The sequence below is a fragment of the Mycobacterium sp. BMJ-28 genome (assembly GCF_054404835.1).
Window position 1 is genome coordinate 2,183,932 of record NZ_CM136783.1, and the last position, 25,162, is coordinate 2,209,093.

The 25,162-nt window shown below is 66.7% G+C and carries 27 protein-coding genes and 1 riboswitch; of the genes, 21 read left to right on the forward strand and 6 right to left on the reverse strand.

The features are described 5' to 3' along the window. Window positions 1–46 precede the first annotated feature (46 nt). Window positions 47–1,213 (reverse strand): spirocyclase AveC family protein, encoded by a 1,167-nt coding sequence (locus tag ACXPWS_RS10795; RefSeq protein ID WP_458712419.1) that lies wholly within the window; start codon window positions 1,211–1,213, stop codon window positions 47–49. 196 nt (window positions 1,214–1,409) lie between these two features. On the opposite strand from ACXPWS_RS10795, the gene ACXPWS_RS10800 reads away from it, so the two are divergent. From ACXPWS_RS10800 to ACXPWS_RS10810, 3 genes are all read left to right on the forward strand, one after another. Then, the gene (locus tag ACXPWS_RS10800; RefSeq protein ID WP_458712420.1) at window positions 1,410–2,018 is read left to right on the forward strand and encodes a TetR/AcrR family transcriptional regulator; all 609 of its coding nucleotides are present in this window, start codon (window positions 1,410–1,412) and stop codon (window positions 2,016–2,018) included. A gap of 119 nt (window positions 2,019–2,137) precedes the next feature. Further along, entirely contained in the window at window positions 2,138–2,566 is a 429-nt protein-coding gene (locus ACXPWS_RS10805) for a VOC family protein (protein ID WP_458712421.1), read from the forward strand. A 135-nt stretch (window positions 2,567–2,701) separates the two neighbouring features. Continuing rightward, complete coding sequence (locus ACXPWS_RS10810) at window positions 2,702–3,340, forward strand: HD domain-containing protein (RefSeq protein ID WP_458712422.1); 639 nt, start codon at window positions 2,702–2,704, stop codon at window positions 3,338–3,340. 124 nt (window positions 3,341–3,464) lie between these two features. On the opposite strand, the gene ACXPWS_RS10815 is transcribed toward ACXPWS_RS10810, so the two are convergent. Continuing rightward, window positions 3,465–4,010, reverse strand: coding sequence for a hypothetical protein (locus tag ACXPWS_RS10815; protein WP_458712423.1), 546 nt, complete (start codon window positions 4,008–4,010; stop codon window positions 3,465–3,467). Between the two features lie 70 nt (window positions 4,011–4,080). Between ACXPWS_RS10815 and ACXPWS_RS10820 the strand changes: the two genes are divergently transcribed. Next, the gene (locus tag ACXPWS_RS10820; RefSeq protein WP_458712424.1) at window positions 4,081–4,776 is read left to right on the forward strand and encodes a TetR/AcrR family transcriptional regulator; all 696 of its coding nucleotides are present in this window, start codon (window positions 4,081–4,083) and stop codon (window positions 4,774–4,776) included. Between the two features lie 17 nt (window positions 4,777–4,793). Here ACXPWS_RS10820 and ACXPWS_RS10825 read toward each other — a convergent pair whose 3' ends face one another. Continuing rightward, window positions 4,794–6,275 carry a serine hydrolase domain-containing protein gene (locus ACXPWS_RS10825; RefSeq protein WP_458712425.1) on the reverse strand — a complete coding sequence of 494 codons (1,482 nt, stop codon included), beginning with the start codon at window positions 6,273–6,275 and terminating at the stop codon, window positions 4,794–4,796. Continuing rightward, a complete protein-coding gene (locus ACXPWS_RS10830) occupies window positions 6,272–6,805 on the reverse strand; it encodes a TetR/AcrR family transcriptional regulator (protein ID WP_458712426.1) in 534 nt (177 codons plus the stop codon). The genes ACXPWS_RS10825 and ACXPWS_RS10830 overlap by 4 nt, the downstream gene beginning before the upstream one ends. Before the next feature lie 76 nt (window positions 6,806–6,881). Here ACXPWS_RS10830 and ACXPWS_RS10835 point away from each other — a divergent pair, with 76 nt between their 5' ends. The 7 genes from ACXPWS_RS10835 (at window position 6,882) to holA (ending at window position 13,232) form a co-directional block, all read left to right on the forward strand. Then, a complete protein-coding gene (locus ACXPWS_RS10835; protein ID WP_458712427.1) occupies window positions 6,882–7,931 on the forward strand; it encodes an aldo/keto reductase in 1,050 nt (349 codons plus the stop codon). A 44-nt stretch (window positions 7,932–7,975) separates the two neighbouring features. Then, window positions 7,976–9,004 carry an acetamidase/formamidase family protein gene (locus ACXPWS_RS10840; protein ID WP_458712428.1) on the forward strand — a complete coding sequence of 343 codons (1,029 nt, stop codon included), beginning with the start codon at window positions 7,976–7,978 and terminating at the stop codon, window positions 9,002–9,004. Then, window positions 9,001–9,426: a RidA family protein gene (locus ACXPWS_RS10845; RefSeq protein WP_458712429.1), complete on the forward strand. Its 426-nt coding sequence runs from the start codon at window positions 9,001–9,003 to the stop codon at window positions 9,424–9,426. The genes ACXPWS_RS10840 and ACXPWS_RS10845 overlap by 4 nt, the downstream gene beginning before the upstream one ends. Window positions 9,427–9,435: 9 nt before the next feature. Further along, entirely contained in the window at window positions 9,436–9,837 is a 402-nt protein-coding gene (locus tag ACXPWS_RS10850) for a DUF6841 family protein (RefSeq protein WP_458712430.1), read from the forward strand. Between the two features lie 93 nt (window positions 9,838–9,930). Beyond that, on the forward strand, window positions 9,931–10,728 hold the full coding sequence (locus tag ACXPWS_RS10855; RefSeq protein ID WP_458712431.1) for a ComEA family DNA-binding protein: 798 nt from the start codon (window positions 9,931–9,933) through the stop codon (window positions 10,726–10,728). Beyond that, on the forward strand, window positions 10,725–12,254 hold the full coding sequence (locus ACXPWS_RS10860) for a ComEC/Rec2 family competence protein (RefSeq protein WP_458712432.1): 1,530 nt from the start codon (window positions 10,725–10,727) through the stop codon (window positions 12,252–12,254). Before ACXPWS_RS10855 ends, ACXPWS_RS10860 begins: the two co-directional genes overlap by 4 nt. A gap of 33 nt (window positions 12,255–12,287) precedes the next feature. Beyond that, window positions 12,288–13,232 (forward strand): DNA polymerase III subunit delta, encoded by a 945-nt coding sequence (holA, locus tag ACXPWS_RS10865; protein WP_458713493.1) that lies wholly within the window; start codon window positions 12,288–12,290, stop codon window positions 13,230–13,232. Between the two features lie 70 nt (window positions 13,233–13,302). Here the strand turns inward: holA and rpsT are convergent, their stop codons facing one another. Next, window positions 13,303–13,563, reverse strand: coding sequence for a 30S ribosomal protein S20 (gene rpsT, locus ACXPWS_RS10870; RefSeq protein WP_458712433.1), 261 nt, complete (start codon window positions 13,561–13,563; stop codon window positions 13,303–13,305). A 155-nt stretch (window positions 13,564–13,718) separates the two neighbouring features. On the opposite strand from rpsT, the gene ACXPWS_RS10875 reads away from it, so the two are divergent. From ACXPWS_RS10875 to ACXPWS_RS10885, 3 genes are read left to right on the forward strand one after another with little or no spacing between them, the layout of a single operon-like run. After that, window positions 13,719–15,422 carry a circularly permuted type 2 ATP-grasp protein gene (locus ACXPWS_RS10875; RefSeq protein ID WP_458712434.1) on the forward strand — a complete coding sequence of 568 codons (1,704 nt, stop codon included), beginning with the start codon at window positions 13,719–13,721 and terminating at the stop codon, window positions 15,420–15,422. Then, window positions 15,403–16,380 (forward strand): alpha-E domain-containing protein, encoded by a 978-nt coding sequence (locus tag ACXPWS_RS10880; protein WP_458712435.1) that lies wholly within the window; start codon window positions 15,403–15,405, stop codon window positions 16,378–16,380. Before ACXPWS_RS10875 ends, ACXPWS_RS10880 begins: the two co-directional genes overlap by 20 nt. Before the next feature lie 31 nt (window positions 16,381–16,411). Next, complete coding sequence (locus ACXPWS_RS10885) at window positions 16,412–17,251, forward strand: transglutaminase family protein (protein WP_458712436.1); 840 nt, start codon at window positions 16,412–16,414, stop codon at window positions 17,249–17,251. On the opposite strand, the gene ACXPWS_RS10890 is transcribed toward ACXPWS_RS10885, so the two are convergent. Beyond that, the gene (locus ACXPWS_RS10890; RefSeq protein WP_458712437.1) at window positions 17,248–18,102 is read right to left on the reverse strand and encodes a ribonuclease Z; all 855 of its coding nucleotides are present in this window, start codon (window positions 18,100–18,102) and stop codon (window positions 17,248–17,250) included. The two genes, ACXPWS_RS10885 and ACXPWS_RS10890, sit on opposite strands and share 4 nt — an antisense overlap. A gap of 254 nt (window positions 18,103–18,356) precedes the next feature. On the opposite strand from ACXPWS_RS10890, the gene ACXPWS_RS10895 reads away from it, so the two are divergent. The 7 genes from ACXPWS_RS10895 to ACXPWS_RS10925 all read left to right on the forward strand — a co-directional run bounded on the left by ACXPWS_RS10895 (window position 18,357) and on the right by ACXPWS_RS10925 (window position 25,001). Then, window positions 18,357–19,763 carry a purine-cytosine permease family protein gene (locus ACXPWS_RS10895; RefSeq protein ID WP_458712438.1) on the forward strand — a complete coding sequence of 469 codons (1,407 nt, stop codon included), beginning with the start codon at window positions 18,357–18,359 and terminating at the stop codon, window positions 19,761–19,763. A 17-nt stretch (window positions 19,764–19,780) separates the two neighbouring features. Further along, entirely contained in the window at window positions 19,781–20,944 is a 1,164-nt protein-coding gene (locus ACXPWS_RS10900) for an aromatic ring-hydroxylating oxygenase subunit alpha (protein WP_458712439.1), read from the forward strand. An 11-nt stretch (window positions 20,945–20,955) separates the two neighbouring features. Beyond that, window positions 20,956–22,326, forward strand: a complete 1,371-nt coding sequence (gene glnT, locus ACXPWS_RS10905) for a type III glutamate--ammonia ligase (protein ID WP_458712440.1) — start codon at window positions 20,956–20,958, stop codon at window positions 22,324–22,326. Beyond that, window positions 22,323–23,066, forward strand: a complete 744-nt coding sequence (locus ACXPWS_RS10910; protein WP_458712441.1) for a creatininase family protein — start codon at window positions 22,323–22,325, stop codon at window positions 23,064–23,066. Before glnT ends, ACXPWS_RS10910 begins: the two co-directional genes overlap by 4 nt. A gap of 32 nt (window positions 23,067–23,098) precedes the next feature. Continuing rightward, window positions 23,099–23,830: a TetR/AcrR family transcriptional regulator gene (locus ACXPWS_RS10915; RefSeq protein ID WP_458712442.1), complete on the forward strand. Its 732-nt coding sequence runs from the start codon at window positions 23,099–23,101 to the stop codon at window positions 23,828–23,830. A 66-nt stretch (window positions 23,831–23,896) separates the two neighbouring features. Next, entirely contained in the window at window positions 23,897–24,325 is a 429-nt protein-coding gene (locus tag ACXPWS_RS10920) for a CBS domain-containing protein (protein WP_458712443.1), read from the forward strand. A gap of 13 nt (window positions 24,326–24,338) precedes the next feature. After that, entirely contained in the window at window positions 24,339–25,001 is a 663-nt protein-coding gene (locus ACXPWS_RS10925; protein ID WP_458712444.1) for a GNAT family N-acetyltransferase, read from the forward strand. Beyond that, window positions 24,997–25,125: riboswitch (cobalamin riboswitch) on the forward strand. (Overlaps the previous gene by 5 nt.) Window positions 25,126–25,162: the final 37 nt, after the last annotated feature.

Consider the following 25,162-nt stretch of genomic DNA (forward strand, 5'->3'; position numbering starts at 1 on the left):
CGGGGTCGCCGTTGATGGTGTCCGCGGCAGATCGGTTGTCGAGCACTCAGTTTCCTCGTTCCAGGGGGACCATTGTGGGAAGTTTGACGCCGTTGGGCAGGACCAGCTGGCCGTCGTGATTGATGTAACCGGAGTTCCGCAGCGGTACGGGAAGTGCCGGATCGGGGCAGGGCCGGTCGGTGTCTTCGCCGCAGATGCCCATGAGGAAATATGAACGCTTGAGTACGTCCGCCGGCCACGGATCTTGGTGCATGGCAAACCATTGCGCGGGAAGGTTGTAGAGCACGAAGAAGAACGCGCTGCAGGCGGCGAAGATGGCCAGGAAACGGACCAGCTGCTGTGTCACGAATCCGCCACGGACACTGTCGAGTCCGCGTTCGACGAAGGTCCGGCCGTGATCGTCGGTGAAGTACCGCAGACAGCACAGACCTGCCTGCACTCCGCCCCACATCAGTCCTTCGTAGATGGGCCACTGATAGTAGGTTCCGGCATTGATCGACAGGGCCTGGATGGCACCGGGATAGGTGAACAGGCCCATCGGCATGAGGAACAACCCTTCGATGACCAGATCGAAGAAGAAGGTCCAGGCAATGACGATGCCGATCAGACCGAGGGTGTTGATACTCGGCCAGCGCTGCTTGGCCTTACGCATGATCCAGCAGCCGAGCATGGTGCACAGTAGGACGAACGAGTATCCCGGGGCATTCATCAAGAACGGCTCGGCCATCATGGCGCCCGGTTTTCCGAATGACACCCAGCCCGGAATGTCCTGGACCCATGAGCCGCGGTTCCACATCCAGGTGTTGTACGTGCTCCAGGTGTTGAAGTAGTTGAGCAGCGGGTCTTGGAAGAAGAGCAGCCCGCACGCGGCGAACAGCATGCCGTCCAGCGTGATCCGCCGCTCGCGCCGCCAGGGCCTGATGATGAAGTAGTAGATGGCGACCGGATATCCGACGATGATGACCGCGGTCCAGGTGAACAGGATCGCCTTCATGAAGGTCGGTGGATCGGTGGCGCCGGCGGGTACCCGTTCGAAGTTCGGGCCGCTGATCCAGCGTATCCACACGTACAGCTGGAAGGCCAGTATCACGCCGCCCACGGCGGCCCAGATCTTGATCGCCTTCGGTGACTTCGTTGGATGCGTGCCCAGAGTGCCTGCGCCGCTCAGTGATTCGGTATAGGGAGCGTTCTTCTTGTTGGACAGCTCAGTCATTGCGCTGGTTCCTCCGGGAGATTTGGCAGTAGGGCACGCGACGTCGACGGTGAACCTGTTCGAGCTCGTTCCGGGGCCGGCCGGGCTGTGGTCGCCTGGGTGGCCGCAACTGTGGCCGTCCCCCTGCGGTGTGAACATACCAGTCGGTATCTGCCAAACCAATAGGAATGCAAAAATCTGTGGCAGAATCGCGGGCATGGTCGAGCAGTGGACACGGGAACGTCGGCTGGAACGCACGCGTTCACTGCTGCTCGACGCGGCCGAGGAGGTGTTCGCCGAACGCGGCTTCATGGCCGCGTCCCTCGACGACATCGCCCGTGCCGCCGGATACACGAAAGGCGCCATCTATCAGCACTTCTCGACCAAAGAGGGACTGTTCCTGGCGGTGACCGATCGGTACTGGCGACGGTATTTCGACAATTTCGCGGAGATCATGTCGACGGCCAGTCAGATCGGGTCCTACGAGCTGGACGAGATCGCCAAACGCTGGCGCGATCTCAGCCGCAACCGCGGCGCGGAGCACGCGGCGCTAGGGCACGAGTTCACGCTCTATCTCATCCGCAACCCGCAAGCGCGCGAGATGGTCGCGGCCAAGAGAGCTGAGGTGGTGGCCGACTTCGAGAAATTCATCGAAGAAGGCATGGCGCGCCTCGGCGCCACACTCGTGATACCCGCGGCGACCTTCGCCCAAGTGCTCATTGCGACGACCGATGCGGTGGCGTTGGGCAGCCAGCTCGACGACGTCGACCTGTTCCGGCCGGTCTTGGAGATGTACATGTCGGCCATCAAACTGCCCGGCTCATGAGGACGGCCCCGCCATGACTGCGCGATGGCCCAGCCGGAACCGATGACTTCCGGTCACCCGGCCGGTCTGACTGTGTGACGGCGTACTGAAGCCGGCGCCGCGGACCACAGGAGCAACCGATGCACGCCACAATTTTTGTTCACCTGCCCGTCGCCGACATCGAGCGCTCGTGGACGTTCTTCGCCGATCTCGGCTACACGTTCAGTGAGAAGTACTGCGATGGAGGAGCTCTCGCATTGGTGCTGGGCGAAAACCAGTTCGCCATGCTGACCCAGACCGATGTGTTCGACAGCTTCCATCCGGCCGAGACCACCGACGCCAGCAAGGCGAAGGAGTGTGTGCTCTGCCTGAGCGCCGACAGCCGTGACGCCGTGGACGCGCTGGTGGATCGCGCCATCGCGGTGGGCGGCAGCCCCGGCGACACCGAGGATCACGGCTTCATGTACGGCCGCAGCTACGACGACCTGGACGGCCACTCCTGGCAGATCTTCTGGATGGATCCCCAAGCAACCGACGTCGGCCCCGAGCACTACGCGGCGCAGCAATGACGGCGGCGACCCTGCGGGGATGAACGTCCGCATCTGAGGGATTCCCGTCCGAAAGATGGCGGCGCAAAACGTGTGGTGAGGCCAGCATGGATGTCAGACACCGTCCGGCATCACCAAGCAGAAAGCGCTCACGCCATGTCAGAAACCATCGCGGGTGTGCAGATTCCCGAGACCGCTGCGGTCGCCGAATCCACTGCTGCGCTGAGGGAGACGATGAGCCCGCTGCTCTACCACCACTCGCGGCGGGTCTTCGTGTTCGGCCAGATCCACGCCCTCCGACTGGGCATGCAACCGGATCCCGAACTGCTCTATCTGGCCGCCATGTTTCACGACAGCGGGCTGACGACACCGTTCTCCGAGCAGGAACAGCGATTCGAGGTCGACGGCGCCGACCATGGACGCAAGTTTCTGCTCGCGCGCGGCTTCTCCGTCGCGGCCGCCGACATCGTATGGACGGCCATTGCGCTGCACACCACACCGGGAATCCCGGGCCGGATGGGTCCGGAGATCGCATCCACCCATTTCGGTGTGCTCACCGACGTGGTCGGTTTCGGCCTCGACGGGCTGCATGACGATCAGGTGAGCGAGATCCTGGCCGCCCATCCGCGGGGCGATTTCAAGACCGAGTTTCTCAAGGCCTACTTCGACGGATTGAAGGACCGCCCGGAGACGACCAACGGCACGGTGAATGCCGACGTCATCGAACATTTCCTGGGCGGTTACCGGCGCACGACGACCGTGGATCGCATAATCGGCGCGCCCTGGCCGAGCTGACCGACTGCTCATCGGAGGACCGACATGCAAGCCATCACGATACGAGACCGCGACGCCGGCATCGGCGGACTGACGCTGAACGAGCTGCCCTACCCGCACGCCGCCGCGGTCAGTTGACGGGCGGTCAACCGATCGGTGCCAAGTCCGTGATCGCGTTGGCGGGGTACTCCACCAACGCGCTACGGAAGTACTCATACGGCAGCGCCCGGGCGGGCAAGGACAGAGCGAACAGTGCCCGCGACTTGAAGGCGCGGGCGTACTCGCTGAGGACGTGCCGGACCGGCTCGACGGCTTGGTCGACATCGACAGGAGCCCCCTCGCCCCAGAGCGTGACCTCCGCATCGACATCGGCAAGCGCCCGTCGGACATCGTCATGCACCTTGTCGAACTCCACGACCGCGCTCGATGCCACGGCCAATGCTTTCGTCGATGCGCCGAGAGCGGCGAAACCGTCGCTCCACGGGAGGGGAGTGGCCCCGAGAATCTTCAGCGGCATGTCGTCGTATTCGTCGGGCACCAAGACCTGAACCCGCCAGCCCGTTCGGACCCGGTCCGATATCCAGCCACCCGCCGACTGCACCACGTCGGTGACGTTTCGGCCGATCACCAGCAGGTCATAGGGCAACTCCGCTGTCGATCTGATGCCGAAATCCGTGATCTGCTCGGTCACTGCGCGCTCCCATCAAGTCGAGAGACTCAATATTAAGGTACATGCCTTAATGGGTCTAGGATAGGCTCCCATGGCCATGCCGAATCCGCCGTATGCACCCGTGGGTCTGTCGGCCAAGCATCAGCTGGTGCTGACCGCTGAGCGTCTTTTCGCCCTGCACGGGCTCGATGGAGTCTCGTTGCGGCAGATCGGCACCGAGGCCGGGATGGCCAACAAATCTGCTGTGCACTACCACTTCGGTTCCAAACAAGCTCTTGTCGAAGCGATTCTGCTGAACCGCGTCGAAGTCCTGGTGCGCCGGCGTCAACTGCTCGAAGCGCGGGCCACCCCGGGAAACCTGCGTGCGGCGATCGAGGCTCACCAGCTTCCGCTGATCGAATTGGCCGAAGACGAAACCTGCTTCTATCTGCCATTTCTCGAACAGCTGCTGCGCCACGCACCTGTCGCCAATCCGCTGGCCGCGCTTCCAGACACGCATCTGGAAGCCAACCGGGCTTACGTCGAACTCATTGGTTCGCTCATTCCCCATGTGCCGCAGCCACTTCGAGACCATCGGATTCACCAGGTGTCTGCACTGTGCGTGCACGTCTGCGCCGACCGTCACCGTGCGCGGCTGTTCGGCACCCCGATGCCCAGCTATGCACTGCATGTCAGTGATCTCTTGGACGGCATCGTCTGCTATCTGGAGTCGACGCCGTCGGCAGAATCACTGGCTGCGCTCGACGAGGCAGACCAGGTGTCGCCCGGCCTGCGCGCCCTACCCTGAGTGCGTCCGGCGCGCGGCTATGTGCCGTACAGATGCAGCGCCCGCGCGGCCAGGGTGGCCAGTTCGCCGCTGAGTCTGACGATCGGCGGGCCGCCCCGCTGGTGAATCACGTTGGCCAGCACCGCGATGTAGGTGTCCGACCCGGGGTCGATCCACAGCGATACGCCGGTGAAGCCGGTATGACCGAAGCCGCCGACGGGAAAGACGATGCCGCGGGGTTTGGACAGTTCGGTGTCGATATCCCAGCCGAAACCTCGCAGGTCCTGTCCAGCGATGGCGGGATGATTGGGTGCCAGTAGCGGATCCGTTGTGTTGGGGTTCTTTTCGATGGCTTGCCGATCGGCGGTTCGGGCCGCGTCGAGTTGCCCGGCAGCGTGGCCAGGCTGTTGCGGGGTCGTCATGAGCTGCGCGGTCGCTCGGTTCAGCGGGAAGGCGCTCGGCCGGCCGGCCAACCGGTCGAGCAGGGCCTGAGCGTAGGTACCGATGTCGGCCACGGTCGAGAACACTCCGGCACTGCCGGCCCCGCCACCCATCCGGCGCGCCGTCGGGTCGTGCACCGTGCCGCGCAGCAGGTGATCGAAGTCGGGGTTGATGCCCGCAGTGTCGTCGTCGTGCGCGGTCGGCGCGACGCGGGCCAGCAGATCGGTGCGCCACGTGCCGGGCGGGCAGCGGCCGGCCGGATCCGCCTTTGGGTCGAAAACGATTGCCGTACCCCGGATCTGGTGCGGTCCGCAGGCCTTGGCCACCGGAAGGTAGCGGGTGTCGGTCAACCCCAGCGGTGCGAACACGTGGTCTTGCACGTAGGAGTCCAACGGCTGACCGGTGAGCTTCTCGACGAGCGCTCCGAGAATCAGGAAGTTGATGTCGGAGTAGTGGAATCCCTGGCCGGGGTCGAACTCCAGCGGCGCGGTCAGGGCGCGGCGAAGGCCCTCGGCCTTGTCCGGCGCCGCCAACCCCCATGGCCCCTGCCTGCTCAGGTCGCCGCCGGTGCCCGAGGTGTGGGTGAGCATCATCCGCAGCGTCACCTGGGCCCGCCGCGGATCGTTGTCGGCGTTGAACTCCGGCAGATACGCCTGAACCGGATCGTCGATGCGCACCAAGCCCTTTTCGTGGAGTTGGAGCAGCGCCACCGTCGTCGCCAGCGGCTTGGTCAACGACGCCAGGTCGAAGATCGTGTCCGCGGTCATCGGCTCACCGGGTGCGGGCAGACCGTCCAGCCCGGGTTCGTCGGGCAGCTTGCGCCAGCCGAAGGCCTGCTCGAACACCACGGTGCCGGCGTGGCCGATCTGCACCACCGCGCCCGGCATCCGGTGCGCGGCAATCGCGTCGTTGACCAATCGGATGACCGAGGCGAACGGGCCGTCGGGAATCACCGTCGGCGCAACGGCTTCGGCGGTATCCGGGACCCACTTGTGCGCGACATGCCCACATGACGGCAGGACGACGAGGGCGAGCAACGCAGTGCCGATGGCACACCAGCGTTGCGGCGAGATCTTCACTGCGTGCGCAGCCCGTCCAGGATCAAACCGAGCATGGCCTGGGACCGGTCCGTCGGACCGGCTGCGGCTCGCCACAACGCGCCGGTCAGCTGCAGGAAATCGCCAGGATCCGCATCGGTGCGGATGGTGCCGTTCTCCTTTCCGGCGCCGAGCAACTGTGTGATGGCACCGATGACCGGGCCGTACGACTGATCGGCCATCGCTTGATGGGCTCCGGCGCTCAAGGCGTCGCCGAGCCCGTGCTTCTTGCGCATCGCCTCGACCAGGTCGGTGGTCCAGTGCCGCAACGCTTCCAGTGGCTGCAATCTGTCCAGGAGCTCCGGCACCGAGTCGACGAGTCGCGCCACCTCGGCTTGGTACACGGCCAGCACCAGCACCTCGCGGGTGGCGAAATTGCGGTACAAGGTGCCCGGCCCGACACCGGCCCGCTGCGCGATCTGATTCATCGAGATATCGCCGCTCTCGGCGAATGCCGCACGCGCCGCGTCGATGATCCTTGCGCGGTTCTCGCGCGCGTCCGAACGCACCATGAGCGTCTTCCTTGCTATCTGGAGAGCTCTCCACTACCTTATGTGGAGACCTCTCCGGAAACCCTATAGGAGCATCATGCGCTACATCAAGCTCGGCACGACGGGCCTGGACGTCTCGCCTATCGCGATCGGAGCGATGACCTACGGCGACCCGAACCGCGGACACCCGGTCTGGTCGCTGGCGGAGGACGCCAGCCGCCCGCTGATCAAGCACGCCCTGGACGCCGGTATCAATTTCTTCGACACCGCCAACATGTATTCCTACGGCTCCAGCGAGGAGATCCTGGGCCGTGCGCTCAAAGACTTCGCCAACCGTGACGACATCGTCATCGCCACGAAGCTTCGTCACCAGATGCGGCCGGGTCCGAACGGAAAAGGCTTGTCGCGCAAGGCGATCATCAGCGAGGTCGAGCACAGCCTACGACGGTTGGGCACCGACTACATCGACCTCTATCAGATTCACCGCAATGATCACAGCACGCCCTTGGCGGAAACCCTGGAGGCGCTGCACGACCTGGTCAAGGACGGCAAAGTCCGCTACCTCGGTGCCTCGTCGATGCCCGCGTGGGAATTCGCCAAGGCACTGCACATCCAGGCCAGGCACGGCTGGGCCCGATTCGCCACCATGCAGCATCACTACAACCTGCTCGCCCGGGAGGAGGAGCGGGAGATGATCCCGCTGTGCCTCGATGAGGGTGTCGGCACCCTGGTCTGGAGTCCGTTGGCGCGCGGACGACTCGCGCGGGGATGGGATGACGCCAAGTCGACCACACGTGCCGAGACCGACGGCGTCTTCGCCGATCTGCTCTATACGCCGGCGGAAGAAGCGGCCAATCGCGCGATCGTCGAAGCCGTCGGCGCGATCGCGGCCGACCGCGGGATCAGTAGAGCGCAGGTCGCCCTGGCCTGGCTGCGAAGTCAACCGGTGGTGACCGCGCCACTCGTCGGGGCGAACACCGTCGCCCAGATCGATGACGCGGTGGCTTCGTTGGACGTCGACCTCGATCGCGCGGAGCGCGACGCTCTGCAGCGTCCGTACACGCCGCGTTACGACTTCCAGGGTGTCTCAGACGAATCCGCGGCGCAGAAGATCAAAGACCTTGTCCCCGGGTTCGCCAACGTGTGACGACTCGGCGCGCGGGCACCCCGAAGCGCTGGCATGATCACCCGATGTATCACGTCTTGCCGGCCACCCCGTCGACCGTGCACTGGGGCTACTTCGACCCGTCGCTGAGTCCCGTGCTTACCGTGGCCTCGGGTGACCTGGTGGCCGTCGAGGCGCTCACCCACCACGCCGGTGATGCGCCGGACCTGCTGATGGACAACGGAATCCGTGCCGTTTTCGAGCAGGTATCCGACCGGGGACCGGGCCCACACCTGCTCACCGGGCCGATCGCGGTCGAGGGCGCCCGTCCGGGTGATGTGCTGCAGGTCGACATCCTGGAGGCGACACCGCGGCTGCGGTACGGCTCCAATCTGGCCGCGCACTGGGGATATCTCTACGACATCACCGGCTCCGAACGCGTCACCATCTACGAGCTGGACGCGGACGCGCTGCGCGGGCGGGCGGTGTTCGGCTACGACTGGACGACCACCCCGCTGGCCGATCAGCCGGGCACCATCGTCACCCCCGACGCCGCGGCGCGTCAGCCGGCGCTACCCGGCGTCACCGTCCCGTTGCGGCCGCATTTCGGCACCATGGGCGTGGCTCCGGCCGGTGCCGGACGGGTGTCCTCGGTGCCTCCGGGCGATCACGGCGGAAACATCGACAACTGGCGGATCGGAACCGGTGGGCGGATGTTCTACCCGATCCACGTCGCCGGTGCCTTACTGTCGATCGGTGACCCGCACGTATCCCAGGGCGACGGTGAGATCAGTGGTACCGCACTGGAGGCCTCGTTGAACGGGATCCTGCGGCTGACCGTTCGCCGCGACCTTCCGTTCACCGTGCCGGTGCTGGAGACGGCGACCGAGCTGCTGGTGCACGGTTTCGGTGACGATCTCGACGCCGCCATGCGGGCGGCGGCGCTGCGCACACTGGACCTCCTGCAGCGGCTCTTCGGTCTGTCCCGCGCCGACGCATACTCATTGATGTCGGTGGCGGTCGACTTCACCGTCACCCAGGTCGTCGATCAGCGCCAGGGTGTGCACGCCCGGATCGACAAACGGTGTTTCGAAGGCGAATGGGGAGCGGCGTGACGGGTGATGCATGGTGCGGGATCCGCGGGTTCACCTTCACTCCGGCCGACGGGGTGCCGCCGTCGGTCGCGCCGTTCGCGCACGCCACCGCCGCAGGCCAGACGCTCTACGTGACCGGCCAGATGCCCACCGACACGACCTGCGCCGTGGTGAGCGAGGACATCGCCGCCCAAACCGATCAGGTGCTGGCCAACCTGCTCAAGGTCACCGAGTTGTGCGGCGGACTATTGGCCGATGTGGTGTCCGTCCGGGCATACCTCACCGACTGGTCCGAATACGACGCGTTCAACTCCGCCTACGCGGCGTGGTTTCCCGGCCGGCTGCCGTCGCGTACCTGTGTGGGCGTGACCGGGTTGGCCGTGGGAGCGCGCGTCGAGATCGACTGGGTATGTTGGCGAAACGACGGTTGGGAATCGCCCTAGTATCCAGAGATGGCCATGGATTCCGCCGCGGTGCGCCGCTGGTTCGACGACTATCTCGCGGTCTTCGCCGCGGCAGTACGCGGTGACCAGGAGTTGTCAGACCTGCTGCGCCGGTACGCGGTGCCGCTGCTCATCACCACCGATGACGGGGTGGTGCCGCTGGCCACCGCCGACCAGGTTGCATCGGTGATCCAGGGTCAGGTCGACAGCCTGCGGGCCCAGCGGTATCACCACAGCTCGCTGCTCAACGCGGAAGTGACGGTGCTCAACGCGTCCTCGGCGCTGTACCGGGGAGCGTTCGTGCGGCACGACACCGACGGTGCCGAGCTGGGCCGCGTGGCGGTCACCTACCTCGTAGCAGATGGCTCCGACGGTGTGCAGATCGTGGTACTCGCCTCCCACGGTGACTGACCGGTTATGCACAGTGCCGGATTCATCCACAGGTGAAGCTCCGGCGGCCCCGCCGCACCCAATTCCGTTGGTGCCGTTGCCTACCGTCGGGGCATGGACACCGAATCACCGGCGCAGCGGCTGACCCGGCGCATCGGCATGGCGCCGGAAGCCGACCGGGAGGGTGAACCCGAGCAGGAGACCGACACCTCGCTGTCCCGATGGCTGCCCGACCAATCGCGTGCTTCGGGTGACTGGATCGCCGCGCTGCGCGCCGACCCGGGCCGGGCCGGAGTGATCGCCCTGATCGTGGTGGGGGTGCTGGCGGTACTGGTCACGGTCTTCACCGTGATGCGTGATCGCACTCCTCCGGTCGCTTCGGCCAATCTTCCTGAGGTGCAGATGGTTTCGTCGGCACCGTCGACACCGGCACCGGTCGACGGTCCGGTGGTGGTCAGCGTGGTGGGCCTGGTGCACAAGCCGGGTCTGGTGACGCTCACCACGGGTGCCCGGATCGCCGACGCCCTCGGAGCCGCAGGCGGCGCGCTGGACGGAGCAGACCTGGTGGGACTGAACATGGCACGGCGGGTCACCGACGGTGAGCAGATCATCGTCGGTATCACCGCTTTGCCGGGTGCGCCGTCGCCGATGGGTAGTTCGGTGAGCCCGAGCTCCAGTGCGGCGCCGGCGCGGCCGGGGGCGGCGGGGGCCGGCGCCGCCGCCCCCGTGGATCTCAACACCGCCACCGCCGGGGATCTCGACGCGCTGCCGGGAGTGGGGCCGGTGACCGCGGCGGCCATCATCGCGTGGCGCGAGGGCAACGGGCGATTCACCTCCGTGGACCAACTGGGTGAAGTCGACGGTATCGGGCCGGCCCGCCTGGAGAAACTGCGCGACCTGGTCCATGTGTGAGCACCGAACGACCGCAGCTGGATCTGAGGTTGGTACCGGCCGCCCTCACCAGCTGGGCGGTGACGGGCGCCGGCATCATCTGGTCCGGTGGGGCGGTCCTTGCTGCGGTTGCTGCGGTCGCGGTATCGATTCTGTTGCGGTGGTGGGCCATCCGCGCGGCGGCAACCGATCGCGACGGCCCGGTCTTCGGGACGGCCGCGGTACTGGCGGTGGCGATGGTGGGTCTGGCTTTCGCGGTGTCGATCGGGCTGCGGGTGCACGACGTGCGCCACCATCCGATCAGCGGACTGGCAGGGCGAACGGTCACGGCCACGGTCACGCCCACCGAGAGCCCGCGGGTGCTCACCGGCGGGCGGCTGCTGTTCCGGGCTGTGCTGCGCGAGGTGGCCGGAGTTCCGGCCGACGGTGCGGTGACGGTGTTCGCGCCCGGCTGGGGTGCCGGTCAAGTGACCGCGGGCCGCCGCATCACCTTTCGGGCCCGCATCGGGCGGCCCACCCGGCCGGATCTCACCGTCGCGGTGCTCACCGCGGCGGGCGACCCGACGCTGGGTGAGACGCCGGCCGTGCAACGGCTGGCCGGCCACATCCGGTCGGCCTTCGCCGCGACGGCGCGGCTGGTGTTGCCCGCAGATCAGGCGGCAATGCTGCCGGCGCTGGTACTGGGGGACACCTCGGCGGTGACCGCACCGGCCGCCTCAGATTTTCGTACGGCCGGCCTGACCCATCTCACCGCGGTGTCCGGTGCCAACGTGACGATCGTGTGCGGGGTGGCGCTGCTGTCGGCGGCGCTGATCGGTCCGAGGATCGCCGCGGTGTTCGCCTTCCTCGTGCTGATCGCGTTCGTCATCGTGGTGGAGCCGTCGGCCAGTGTGCTGCGCGCCGCGGTGATGGGCGGGATCGGGCTGCTGGCGGTGCTGGCTCACCGGCGCCGGCACGCCATCCCCGTGCTGGCGGCCAGCGTCATCGCGCTGATGGTGGGCGCTCCGCAGCTCGCCGTCGACGTTGGATTTGCATTGTCGGTGGTGGCCACCACCGCGCTGGTGTTGATCGCGCCGGTGTGGGCGACGCGCCTGACCGATCGGGGCTGGCCCCGGCCGCTGGCGGCCGCGGTCAGTGTGGCGGTGGCCGCCCAGCTGGTGACTGCGCCACTGGTCGCCGCGATCTCCGGGCGGTTCAGCGTGCTGTCGGTGTTGGCGAACCTGGCGGTGGCGGCGGTGATCCCACCCATCACGGTGGTCGGCACGGCGGCGGCGGTGCTGGCCGCCTGGTGGCCGACCGGCGCAGGGCTGCTCATCCGGTTCACCGGGCCGCAACTGTGGTGGTTGCTGCAGGTAGCGCACCGGGTGGCCGCGGTACCCGGTGCCTCGGTGCCGGTGCCCGCCGGCCCACTCGGTGCGGTGGTCGTCGCGCTCGGGTGTCTTGCGCTGGTGCTCGGGTGGCGCTGGCGCTGGGTGCGTCTGCTGGTGGCCGCGGCCGCCGCAGGCCTGTCGGCGTGGACCGTGTCCGGCGTTGTCGGGTCGTCGTGACACCATCGTCGCGTGAGCGATGAGACCGCGGGACTGCACCTGGTACTCGGTGATGAGGAACTGCTCGTGGAACGCGCGGTCGCCGAGGTGCTGGGCGTGGCCCGGTCCCGGGCCGGTAACACCGATGTCCCGGTCGACCGGCTGCGTGCCGGCGAGGTGAGCACCAGCGAGCTTGCCGAGTTGCTCAGTCCGTCGCTGTTCGCCGATGAGCGCGTGGTGGTGCTGGAGGCGGCCGCCGAGGCGGGTAAGGACGCCGTCACCCTGATCGTGACGGCGGCCGGGGATCTGCCGCCGGGCACCATGCTCGTGGTGGTGCATTCGGGCGGTGGGCGTGCCAAGGCGATGGCCGATCAACTGAAGAAGATCGGCGCCCGGGTACATCCATGTGCGCGTCTGACCAAGCCCGCCGACCGGGCCGACTTCATCCGGCGCGAGTTCCGCACGCTGAAGGTCAAGGTCGATGACGACACGGTGAGCGCGATCATCGATGCGATCGGCTCGGATCTGCGCGAGCTGGCGGCGGCCTGCTCCCAACTGGTCGCTGACACCGACGGTCAGGTCACCGCCGCGGCGGTGCGCCGCTATCACAGCGGCAAGGCCGAGGTGAAGGGCTTCGACATCGCCGACAAGGCGGTGCTCGGTGACGTGGCCGGCGCGGCCGAGGCGTTGCGGTGGGCCATGCTCAGCGGGGAGCCGCATGTGGTGCTGGCCGACGCGCTCGCCGAGGCGGTGCACACCATCGCGCGCGTGGGCCCGCTGTCGGGGGACCCGTACCGGCTGGCCGGTGAGCTCGGGATGCCGCCGTGGCGGGTGCAGAAAGCCCAGAAGCAGTCGCGGCGCTGGTCGCGGGACAGGGTGGCGCAGGCGATGCGGGTGGTCGCGGCGCTCAACGCGGACGTGAAGGGTGCCGCTGCGGACGCCGACTACGCGCTGGAACGCGCCGTTCGCCGGGTCGCCGAACTCGCGACGGACCGATAGCCCCGAAGACGACGAAACGCGCGTCGGCCAAAGGGCCGCACGCGCGTATTCGATCGCGTCGGAGGAGCCGTCAGATCTTGTTGACGGCGAGCGACAGGGCGGACTTCTTGTTCGCGGCCTGGTTCTTGTGGATCACACCGGCGCTGGCAGCCTTGTCGAGCTTGCGGTTGGTGGCGGCCAGCAGCTCGCCGGCCTTGTCCTTGTCGCCGGTCTCGATGGCCTCGCGCAGGCCGCGGACAGCCGTGCGCAGTCCGGACTTGACGGACTGGTTGCGCAGACGACGGCGCTCGTTGGTCTTGATGCGCTTTTCCTGCGACTTGATGTTGGCCACGCGTGTGAATCCTTCTGAACGTCGGTTGGGTTACGAAGTCTGATTGCCCGGCCGAGTGACGTGGCTGGGCAGCGGTTGTTCAGGTTACCAGCGCATGGCCCGAACTCCCAAAGCGAGAGCGACTGGCCTGCCGAAAATGCACATCTGGTGCAGCATTGACAACCGTGACCCTACGAACACTGCCCAACGAATCGGCGCGGACGTCGCGCAGCCCCAACGGCGGCGCGAAACGCCAGGTGGGGATCTTCGACGGTTACAACGGCCGGGGTGGTTACTCCGAGGCGTTCGACGAGATGTTCGATGCGCAGGGCAACGTGCGCGGGCCGTACAAGGGCATCTTCGCCGAACTCTCGCCCTCGGACGCCTCCGAGTTGGAGGCGCGGACCGAAGCGCTCGGGCGTGCCTTCATCGACCAGGGCATCACCTTCTCGCTGTCCGGTCAGGAGCGGCCGTTCCCGCTGGACCTGGTGCCCCGGGTGATCTCGGCGGCCGAATGGTCGCGGCTGGAGAAAGGCATCACTCAGCGCGTCAAAGCCCTGGAGATGTACCTCGACGACATCTACGGCGACCAGGAGATCCTGCGTGACGGCGTCATCCCGCGCCGGCTCATCACCTCGTGTGAGCACTTCCACCGCGAGGCCGTCGGCATCAACCCGCCCAACGGGGTGCGCATCCATGTCGCAGGGATCGATCTGGTCCGTGACGGCCAGGGCACCTTCCGGGTGCTCGAGGACAACCTGCGGTCCCCGTCCGGGGTGTCCTATGTCATGGAGAACCGCCGCACCATGGCGCGGGTGTTCCCGAACCTCTTCGCCACCCACCGGGTGCGCGCGGTGGGCGACTACTCGTCACACCTGCTGCGGGCGCTGCGCAAGGCGGCCGCATCCAATGAAGCCGATCCGACGGTCGTGGTGCTCACTCCGGGGGTGTACAACTCGGCGTACTTCGAGCATTCCCTGCTGGCCCGTCAGATGGGCGTCGAACTGGTCGAGGGGCGCGATCTGTTCTGTCGCGACAACACCGTCTACATGCGAACCACCGAAGGCGAGCGGCAGGTCGACGTCATCTACCGCCGCATCGACGACGACTTCCTGGACCCGATGCAGTTCCAGCCCGACTCGGTGCTGGGAATCGCGGGCGTGCTGAACGCCGCGCGGGCGGGCAACGTCGTCATCTCCAGTGCGGTGGGCAACGGGGTCGGTGACGACAAACTCGTCTACACCTACGTGCCGACCATCATCGAGTACTACCTCGGTGAGAAGCCGTTGCTTGCCAACGTCGACACCTTCCGGTGCTGGCTGGACGACGAGCGCGAGGAGGTGCTCGACCGGGTCGATGAATTGGTGGTCAAACCGGTCGAAGGTTCCGGCGGGTACGGCATCGTCTTCGGACCGGACGCTTCACCCAAGGAACTGGCCACCATCTCCAAGAAGATCCGCACCGATCCGCGCGGCTGGATCGCCCAGCCGGTGGTGCAGCTGTCCACCGTGCCCACCCGCATCGGCGACAAACTGGTACCTCGGCACGTCGACCTGCGCCCGTTCGCTGTCAACGACGGCGACGACGTCTGGGTGCTGCCCGGCGGATTGACGCGGGTGGCGCTGCCGGAGGGCTCACTGGTGGTGAACTCCAGCCAGGGTGGCGGTTCCAAGGACACCTGGGTGCTGGCGTCGCGCACCTCGGCCGCCGACCGTGAGCTGGCCGCCGCCGAATTGGTGAAGGCGCCGCCGCCGAAGACGGCCCGGGCCGGTAAGGCCGCCAAACCCGAGCGGGCTCCGGAGCCGACCACCTCGCAACAACAGCAACAGAATCAGCAACAGCAGCAGGGGGTGACCGAGGATGCTGGCACGCAACGCTGAATCGCTGTACTGGATCGGCCGCTATGTCGAGCGAGCCGATGACACGGCCCGGATCCTCGATGTGACTGTGCACCAGTTGTTGGAGGATTCCAGTGTCGACCCGGATCAGGAATCCCGAACGTTGTTGCGGGTCTTGGGGATCGACTCGCCCAAACATGCCCTGGATGTGTGGTCGCTGACCGATCTGGTGGCATTCAGCCGCGACACGCCCGGCGGTTGTTCGATCGTCGACTCGATCTCGGCGGCCCGTGAGAACGCGCGCGGCGCACGCGAGGTCACCTCGACCGAGATGTGGGAATGCCTGAACACCACCTACAACGCGCTGCCGGAACGGGAACGTGCGGCCAAACGCCTTGGCCCGCATGAGTTTCTCGGCTACGTCGAGTCGCGCGCCGCGATGTTCGCCGGGCTGGCGGACTCCACGCTGTCCCGCGACGACGGCTACCGCTTCCTGCTGCTGGGCCGGGCCGTCGAGCGAGTCGATATGACGGTGCGGCTGCTGCTGTCCCGGGTGGGCGACAGCGCCTCCTCGCCGGCCTGGGTGACGGTGCTGCGCTCGGCGGGTGCCCATGACACCTACCTGCGCACCTACCGCGGCGTCCTGGATGCCGGCCGGGTGGTCGAGTTCATGCTGCTGGACCGGCTGTTCCCGCGGTCGGTGTTCCACTCGCTGCGGCTGGCCGAGCACAGCCTCGACGAGTTGCTCAACCGTCCGCACAACCGGGTCGGTTCGACTGTCGAGGCTCAGCGCCTGCTGGGCCGCGCCCGCAGCGAATTGGAGTTCCTGCGCCCGGGCGTGCTGCTGGAATCCCTGGAAGAACACCTCGCGGGTCTGCAGGCGACCTGTGGTGAGGTCGGCGAGGCGCTGGCCTTGCAGTTCTTCCACTCCGCGCCGTGGGTGGCGTGGACCGACGCGGGGCGCAACGGCGCCGTCGCGATCGAGGAAGGCGAGATCTGATGATGAGTGCTCGCGCGAACAGGAGAATGTGATGTGGCGAATGCGGGTGGTGCACGCGACGGGTTACGCCTACAAGTCGCCGGTCACCGCGTCCTTCAACGAAGCCAGGTTGACGCCGCGGTCGGATTCCCGCCAGAACGTCATCCTCAACAGGGTCGAGACCGCCCCGGCCACCCGTTCCTACCGGTACGTCGACTACTGGGGCACCGCGGTGACGTCCTTCGACCTGCATGCCCCGCACACCGAACTCGAGGTGACCTCCTCGTCGGTGGTCGAGACCGAACCCGACGCACTGCCCGAGGAAAAGGTCAGTTGGGACGAATTGCGGTCGGAAGCGGTGATCGACCGATTCGACGAGGTGCTCAGCCCCACCGGGTATGCGCCGGCCAGTAAGCGGGTGCAGCGGGTGGGCCAGCGCATCGCCAAGGAGTATGCGCCGCAGGAAGCGGTGATCGCGGCGGCGAACTGGGCGCACAGCGAACTGGACTATGTGCCGGGCACCACGGGTGTGCACTCCTCGGGCCTGGACGCGTTGCGGGAAGGCAAGGGCGTGTGCCAGGACTTCGCGCACCTGACCTTGGTTCTGTTGCGCAGCATGGGAATTCCGTCCCGGTACGTCTCGGGTTATCTGCATCCCCATCGCGAGGCCGTCATCGGGGACACCATCGACGGGCAGAGTCACGCCTGGATCCAGTCCTGGACCGGCGGCTGGTGGAATTACGACCCCACCAACGACAAGTCGATCAACGAGCAGTACATCACGGTGGGTGTGGGCCGCGACTACGCCGATGTGACACCGCTGAAAGGGATCTACTCCGGTGAGGGGTCGACCGACCTCGACGTCGTCGTGGAGATCACCAGGCTGGCCTAACCGGCGGCGCACACCCCCGGGTGCACCTCGACGCGGTGCAGATCGTCGCCGAGTTCGATCTGGCGGCCGAAGTGGGCTGCGGCCCTTGCCCTCCAATCGTCTTCCTGCCCGCGGACGAGGGCAGGCACGTAGTGGGTGAGGATCAGGATGCCGACCCCCGCGCGGGCGGCGGTGTCGGCGGCCTGCTCGACCGACGAGTGGTAGTCACAGATATCGCGGAACCGCTGCACCGGCAGCTGGTCCACCAGGTCGGCCCGGATGGCGGTGTGCACCAGCGCCCCGGCCCCGGCGGCCAGCGCGTCCAGGCCGGCACACGGCACGGTGTCGCCTGCCAGCACCACCGACGCGCCGCCATGCTCGATCCGGAACCCGATGGTCGGAGTCACCGGGCGGTGATCGGTTGGCCCCACCAGGATTCGCACCTCGTCGTGCTGCCACACCACGCCTTCGGTGTGCTCGTGCACCTGCACCCGGGGTGGCCCGGTGATATCGGCGTGATGGGCGATCCGGTACCCGATGTCATGCCGGAATGCCGTCAGCGTCGCCTCCACCACGTCGGCGGTGCCCGGCGGGCCGATGATCTGCAGTGGCGCCGCATCGGGGTCGAAGGTGCTGATCCACCTCGTGATGAGGACATCGCCGAGGTCGGCGATGTGGTCGCTGTGCAGGTGGGTGAGTAGCAGTGCGCTGAGCGCGCCGGCGCTCGATCCTGCCGCGGCCAGGCGCTGCAGCACACCGCGCCCACAATCCACCAGGAAGGTCTGCGAGCCGGCCCGCACCAGGGTCGACGGCCCGGCGCGGTCGGCGTCGGGGATGGGGCTACCGGTGCCGAGCAGAGTGACCTCGATCATGGCCACCACCTAACTCCAGTTGCGCAGCCGGGGGACCGGAATCGCGAGATACGGCTGACGGGATTGATTTCAATGATCCATTGATAGTGGACGCAAAAATGACCATTGAAGTGGCACTTCAGAGGGATCGAGAGAGCAGATCTTTCTATGAGGCATTTACTGTTGCGAAACAGTCCGGCAACAGAGCCTGCTTACCTTGAGATGGTCACGACGTCTGTGGCGGCCCAACTGCCTTCCGAGTCACAGGAATTCACATGGCTACATTCATCGAACAACGGACGATCGGCGCAATCCCGGAAGCGGAACGCCACGGGCGTGCCTGGCATCTGCTGCCGCTGTGGTTCTCGCTCAACGCCACGGTGATGGCGGCGACCACCGGGGCTATCGGCATCTCGGTCGGCGCCGGGCTGGTGCCGACGCTGATCGCGATTGTCATCGGCAATCTCATCGGATCGGTCTTCATGGCCTACCACTCGGCGCAAGGCCCGCAGCTCGGTCTGCCCCAGATGATCCAGAGCCGTGCACAGTTCGGCTTCTTCGGTGCGGCCTTGCCGAACCTGCTGGCCATCATCATGTACATCGGCTACTTCTCCGGCGCGGGCGTCATCGGCGGTCAGGCCATCTCCAGCATCTTCAACATCCCGACCGCCGCCGGCATCCTCATCTGCAACGCGATCACCTGGTTCATCGCCTTTGCCGGGTACCGCGTCATCCACGCCTTCGATCGGGCCATGGCCGTGGTGTCCGTCATCGTCATGGTGCTGCTCTTCATCGCCGCGATCGCGCACCTGGGCTCGGCGGCGCCGGCCGACAGCCATCCCAGCTTCGCGAACTTCTTCCTCATCCTGTCGATCGCGGCGAGTTGGCAGATCACCTTCGCCCCGTACGTGTCGGACTACTCCCGCTATCTGCCGACCAGCGAAGGTGGGGCAAAGACGTTCTGGTACACGCTGATCGGGAGTTGCACGGGTTCGATCCTGTTCATGGCACTGGGTGCGATCGTCGGTGTGTACGCCCTGGACAGCCTGAGCGGGGACGCAATCGTCTACCTGTCGGGGCTGTTGCCGCTGGGCGGTCCGGTCATTGCGATCATCCTGGTGCTCGGCATGATCGGGGCGAATTGTGACAACCTCTACGGGCCGTACATGGCGGGCCTGTCCACCGTCACCCAGGCCGGTGGACCACCGCATGTATCGCGGGTGGTGCGCGCCGCGGCCACCGGCGCATTCGCCTTGCTGGGCACCGGCATCGGGATCTTCCTGTCGGGTGACTTCCTGGCCAACCTGGAGAACCTGATCATGCTGCTGCTGTACATGCTGGTGCCATGGACGGCGATCAACCTGGTGGACTTCTACCTGATCCACCACGGCCGCTACGACGTCGTGGCAATTCTGACGATGCGCGGCCGTTACGGCCTGGTCAACTGGAAGGTCATCGCCACCTACGCCGTCGCGGTCGTGGCCCAGATCCCGTTCATGAGTTGTGCATTGTTCACCGGACCCGCGGCGTCGGCGCTCGGCGGGGTCGACATCGCTTGGGTGGTCGGACTTTTCGTCGCAGGTGCGCTGCACTATGTCCTCAACCGGTCGACGGCCGCCCAGGATGCCGACCTGCCCGCGGCGACGATCACCGCAATCGCAACCGCAACCGCGACCGCCTGACCCCGGAAGGAACGATCATGGCATTCGACTACTCACGGCTCGCCGCGACCTGTGCGGTGGACGCCCCGGAAAACGCCATCACCCTGCCACCCGAGGCCTACGGCAGCGACGAGCTGTATGCCGCCGAGGTGGACCGGGTCTTCAAACGCGGCTGGATCCCGTTGTGCCGCATCGAACAACTACCCAACCCGGGCAGCTATTACAGCATCGACATCCTCGGTACCCCGCTGGTGGTGACGCGCGACCGCAAGAACGACATCCGGGTGCTGTCACGCAACTGCACCCATCGCTGGATGGAGGTCTGCAGCGGCGCCGGTGAGGCCGGGGTCCTGCAGTGCCCATATCACCTGTGGTCCTTCGGGTTGGACGGGCATCTGGCCGGGGCGCCGGAGATGAAGCAGTCAGCCGGTTTCGACCGCAAAGACTACGGACTCAAGGTGTTCCGCCATGAAGTCTGGAAGGGCTTTGTCTTCGTCAACTTCGACGGGCGGGCCGCCCCGGTGGCCGAGCAGCTGGCCGGGCTGTCACCGATGGTCGACCCGTACGACTTCGAGAATTACCAGATCGTCGAGCACACCGACTGGGGTGTCTGCGACTGGGACTGGAAGATCATGGTGGACAACTTCATGGAGTGCTATCACCACATGGGTCCGCACCGCGGCAGCCTGGAAGACGAGTTCCCCGCCAAACTCAGTTCCGCCGGGGACGGTGGCCCGTACTTCACCACGATGTGGTCGCGGCAGGCCGACGGATACCCGGCAGAGGAGCCGTTCCTGGCCCCGGGAGCCGCATCACTGACACCCGAGCACAGCCACAAACTGCTGATCTTCATCGCCTATCCGCTGCTGCAGATCTCGCTCGGCCCGGGTTTCATGTACTGGCTCAAAACCATGCCCGTCGGCGCGGGCAAGGTCGAGATCCACCTCGACATCGCGATGTCACCGGCCGCGTTGGCGGCGCCCGATCTGGACGGGCGGCGCAGTCAACTGGTCAAGTCCATCTGCGACATCCACCGCGAGGACCTCGACGTGTGTGCCGCAGTGCAGAAGTCCGTCCGCGCCGGGGTCACCTCCATCGGCCGGCTTTCCCACTTGGAGCAACCGCTGTGGGAGTTCTACCGCTATCTCGGGCGTGAGCTCGGAATCGTCAGTAACACCGCAGATCTCGCCTCCGCCGGCTGAAAGGGCCACACATGACCAGCACACTGAACGGACACGCCCAGCGCAGCGCTGCCACCGAGGTCGCCGAGCGACTGGCCGCCGCCGGGGTCAAGTACGCCGCGATCAGCTTCGTCGACATGCACGGCAAGCCGAAAGCCAAGATGGTTCCGCTGAACCACCTCGGCCAGGCCGCCCGCGGATCGGAGATGTTCACCGGAGCCGCACTCGACGGGGTTCCGCAGGACGTCAACGACGACGAGGTGGCGCCCCACCCCGACCTGGGCGGCGCCATCATCGCGCCGTTCAACAAGCAGGTGGCCTGGTTCCCCGGTGACCTGTGGATCGGGGACACCCCGTTCGAGGCCTGCAGCCGCCAGATCCTCAAACGGGTCACCGCCGATGCCGCGACCCTTGGCTACACCTTCAACCTCGGCATCGAGACGGAGTTCTTCCTGCTCAGCGACGAGGGCGGCACGCCCGCACCCGCCAGTGCCGACGACAATCTGGACAAACCCTGCTACGACCTGCGTGGGTTGCTGCACAACTATCCGGTGGTCGACGAGATCGTCACCGCGATGAACGATCTCGGCTGGGACGTGTACTCCTTCGACCACGAAGACGGCAACGGCCAATTCGAGACGGACTTCACCTACACCGATGCCGTCACCATGTCCGACCGGCTGGTGTTCTTCCGGATGATGGTCGGCGAGATCGCGCGTAAACACGGCCTGTTCGCGTCGTGGATGCCCAAGCCGTTCGCCGACCGCACCGGCAGCGGCGCCCACTACAACATGTCGCTGGCCGATGTCGACGGGACGAACCTGTTCGACTCGACCGACGACCCCCGCGGCTGCGGATTGTCGACGCTGGGGTATCAGTTCACCGCCGGAATCCTGCGTCACGCGTCGGCGATCTGCGCGGTGATCGCCCCCACCGTCAACAGCTACAAACGACTAGTCAAGCAGGGCAGCATGTCCGGGCTGACCTGGGCGCCGATCTTCGCCTGCTACGGGGACAACAACCGGACCAACATGATGCGGATACCCAAGGGCGGCGGACGGGTCGAGTGCCGCGCAGCCGACAGTGCCAACAACCCGTACCTCGGAGCGGCGCTGATGCTCGCGGCGGGCCTGGAGGGCATCCGTGAGGGACTGGACCCCGGCGAACCCAATCGCGACAACCTGTACTCCGTCTCCGAGCTCGAGCTGGCCACTCGCGGTATCGGCTGGCTGCCGCGCTCGCTCGGCGAGGCGATCGACGCACTCGAATCGGACCCCTTGGTGCGTAAGGTCTTCGGTGATGCCATGTTCGAGTCGTTCGTCACCGAGAAGCGGGCGGAGTGGGAATCCTTCACCGCTCACGTCTCGGCGTGGGAGACCGAACGCTATCTGAGGTTCTGGTGAGCACCCGGTGGAGTGAGCTGACGTCCACCCAGCTGGCAGAGCGGTTGGCCGCCGATCCGGACTGCGTCGCGCTCATCCCGGTGGGTGCCACCGAGCAGCACGGGCCGCACCTGCCGGTCGGCACCGACACCATCATCGCGTGTGCGTTGGCCGAGGCGGCCGCCGCCGAGCATGCGCTCGTTCTGCCGCCTATTGCATTCGGCGCGAGCTACTTTCACGGTGCCGCGCTGGCAGGGACCGTCGCGTTTGCCGGGGCGGAGGTCGCGAGCACGGCGACCAGGGTGGCTCGGTCGTGTGTCGAATCCGGCCTGCGCCGAGTGCTGTTCGTCAACGGCCACGTCGGCAACGCCGCGGCGCTGTGGATGGCCTGCGACGAGTTCCGGCGTGCCCTGCCCGATGCCCGTGTCGGGGTCATGCAGTGGTGGGACCTCACCCCGGATATCGCCCGGCGGGCGACCGCGGATGCGGTGGACTGGCACGCGAATGCCGCCGAAACCTCCCTGATGCTCGCGTTGCGACCCGAGTTGGTGCACGTCGACAAGCTTCAGGAGGCCGATGACCCGGACCGTACCGACGGTTTGGTGTTCAGGTATGCCGTGCAGCATGTCTCGACCAACGGGGTGACCGGGCTGCCGTCACGGGCGTCCAAGGCGGCGGGCCTGGAGTTGTGGGGAGATGTGGTCGACGCGGCCAGAGGGGTGGTGGCGCGCGCGCACGCCGAGCGGGCGCCGTTGGGCTAACCGTCGTGCACCCGCGCCGTAAGATCCATGCCGTGCCGAGCCGAGAGCAGGATGCGAAGGTCCGCGCCATCGGGCGGCCGCGTAATGCCGCCGCACCGACGGCCACGCCCCGCGCCGACATCATCAACGCCGCGACCAAGTTGTTCTCCGAACGCGGGTACGCCCAGACCACGATCAGCGATATCGCCCGCGCGGCGGGACTGCAGCAGTCGTCGATGTACTACTGGTTCCGCAACAAGGAGCAACTGCTGCAGGAGACTCTTCTGGTCAACCGGGCACCGCTGAAGTTCATCGCCGAGGTCGGCGCCGGCTCGGGATCGCCCGCCGTCAAGCTGTACCGGCTGCTGCGGTTCGACACCATGCAGTTGGCGATGTCGCCGATCGACTTCAACGAGATCCAGCGCATCGCCCATGAACAGCGCAGCGAATTCCATCAGTTCTGGACGGATTACGAGCGGCTGCGGCAGTGGGTGGTGGACCTCATCGGCGCGGCGGTCAGCGAAGGCAAGTTCATCGACTGCGATCGCGACGAGACCGCGGGACTGCTGCTCAACGTCGACGAGGGTGCCCAGAAGCGGACCCGCCTGCACCCCGATCCCGTCGACCGCGCGGAGGAGGCGATCCGGGTCGGCGAACAGGTGGCGACATTCGCGGTCCGGGGGCTGCTGAAGCGGCCCAGCGAGATCGGCCGGATCAGCGCTCAGGCCGCCCAGTTCGACGACGCGGCGATCGCGCTGCAGGTCGCCTCGCAGACCTCGGACTGAGCCGGGACCTTCCGCGCACGGTCGAACGGACTTACTCTGGTGTGACCTACATCACCAGGAGGCCCGGTGCGCATCTCCGACGTGCTGAAGAACAAGGGATCCGCAGTCGCCACGATCTCCCCGGAGACCACCGTTGCGGTACTGCTCGCGGGTCTGGTCGCGCGCAATATCGGCGCGATGGTGGTGGTCGGACCGGATGGCCCGGTGGGCATCGTGTCGGAGCGGGATGTGGTGCGCATGCTCCATGAGCTGGGCGCCGATCTGCTGCAGCGCCCGGTCGCCGACATCATGACCACCCATCTCGTGTACTGCTCGCCGGGTGACTCGGTGGACAGTCTGAGCGCGGCCATGACGCACAACCGGGTCCGGCACATCCCGGTGCTCGAGGACGGCAGGCTGGCCGGAATCGTCAGCATCGGCGATGTCGTGAAGACGCGGATGCAGGAGCTGGAGGCCCAGCAGGAGCAACTGCAGGCCTACATCACGCAGGGCTGAATATCCTGAATCGGTGACCGACGTCGAGGTTCGTCCCGCTGTCCGTGCCGATATCGCCGACCTGTCGAAGGTGCTGGGCCGCGCGTTCTCCGACGACCCGGTGATGGCCTGGATGCTGCCCGACCCGGCCGCCCGGCGGCGCAAACTGCACCGCGTGTTCGCGGCGTTGACCCGCTATCACCATCTGTCCCGGGGTGGTGTGGAGGTGGCGTCGGCGGGGCCGACAATCGGGGCTTCGTCGGCGGGGCCGACAATCGGGGCTTCGTCGGCGGGGCCGACAATCGGCGCTTCAGCGCTGTGGGATCCGCCGGGGCAGTGGCAGCACTCCGCCGTCGAGGAGTTGCGCGCCGCGCCGGGTCTGCTGCTGACGTTCGGTTCGGCCCTGCGCCGTGGCCAGCAGGTCACCGAACTGATGAAGCGTCATCACCCCGAGGAGCCGCACTGGTATCTGGCGGTGATCGGTAGCGACCCCGACGTGCGGGGCACCGGCCAGGGCCAGGCGCTGATGCGGTCGCGGCTGGATCGCTGCGACGACGAGCATGCCCCGGCTTATCTCGAGTCGAGCAACCCCGCCAATATCGGCTATTACCAACGGTTCGGCTTCGAGGTGACCGGGGAGATCACGCTGCCCGACGGTGGACCGTCGCTGTGGCCGATGTGGAGAGACCCGCGGTAGGCCCGGCTCCGGTAGAGTGCGGGCGTCGACCAGCAGGGGAATCCGGTGAGAATCCGGAGCTGACGCGCAACGGTATGAGGCGTACGCCTCGAGTCCGAATGCCTGCGGTCGGCGCCGACCGTTGACGGCCCCGCGACCGGGCCCCGCATCGAAGGAATCCC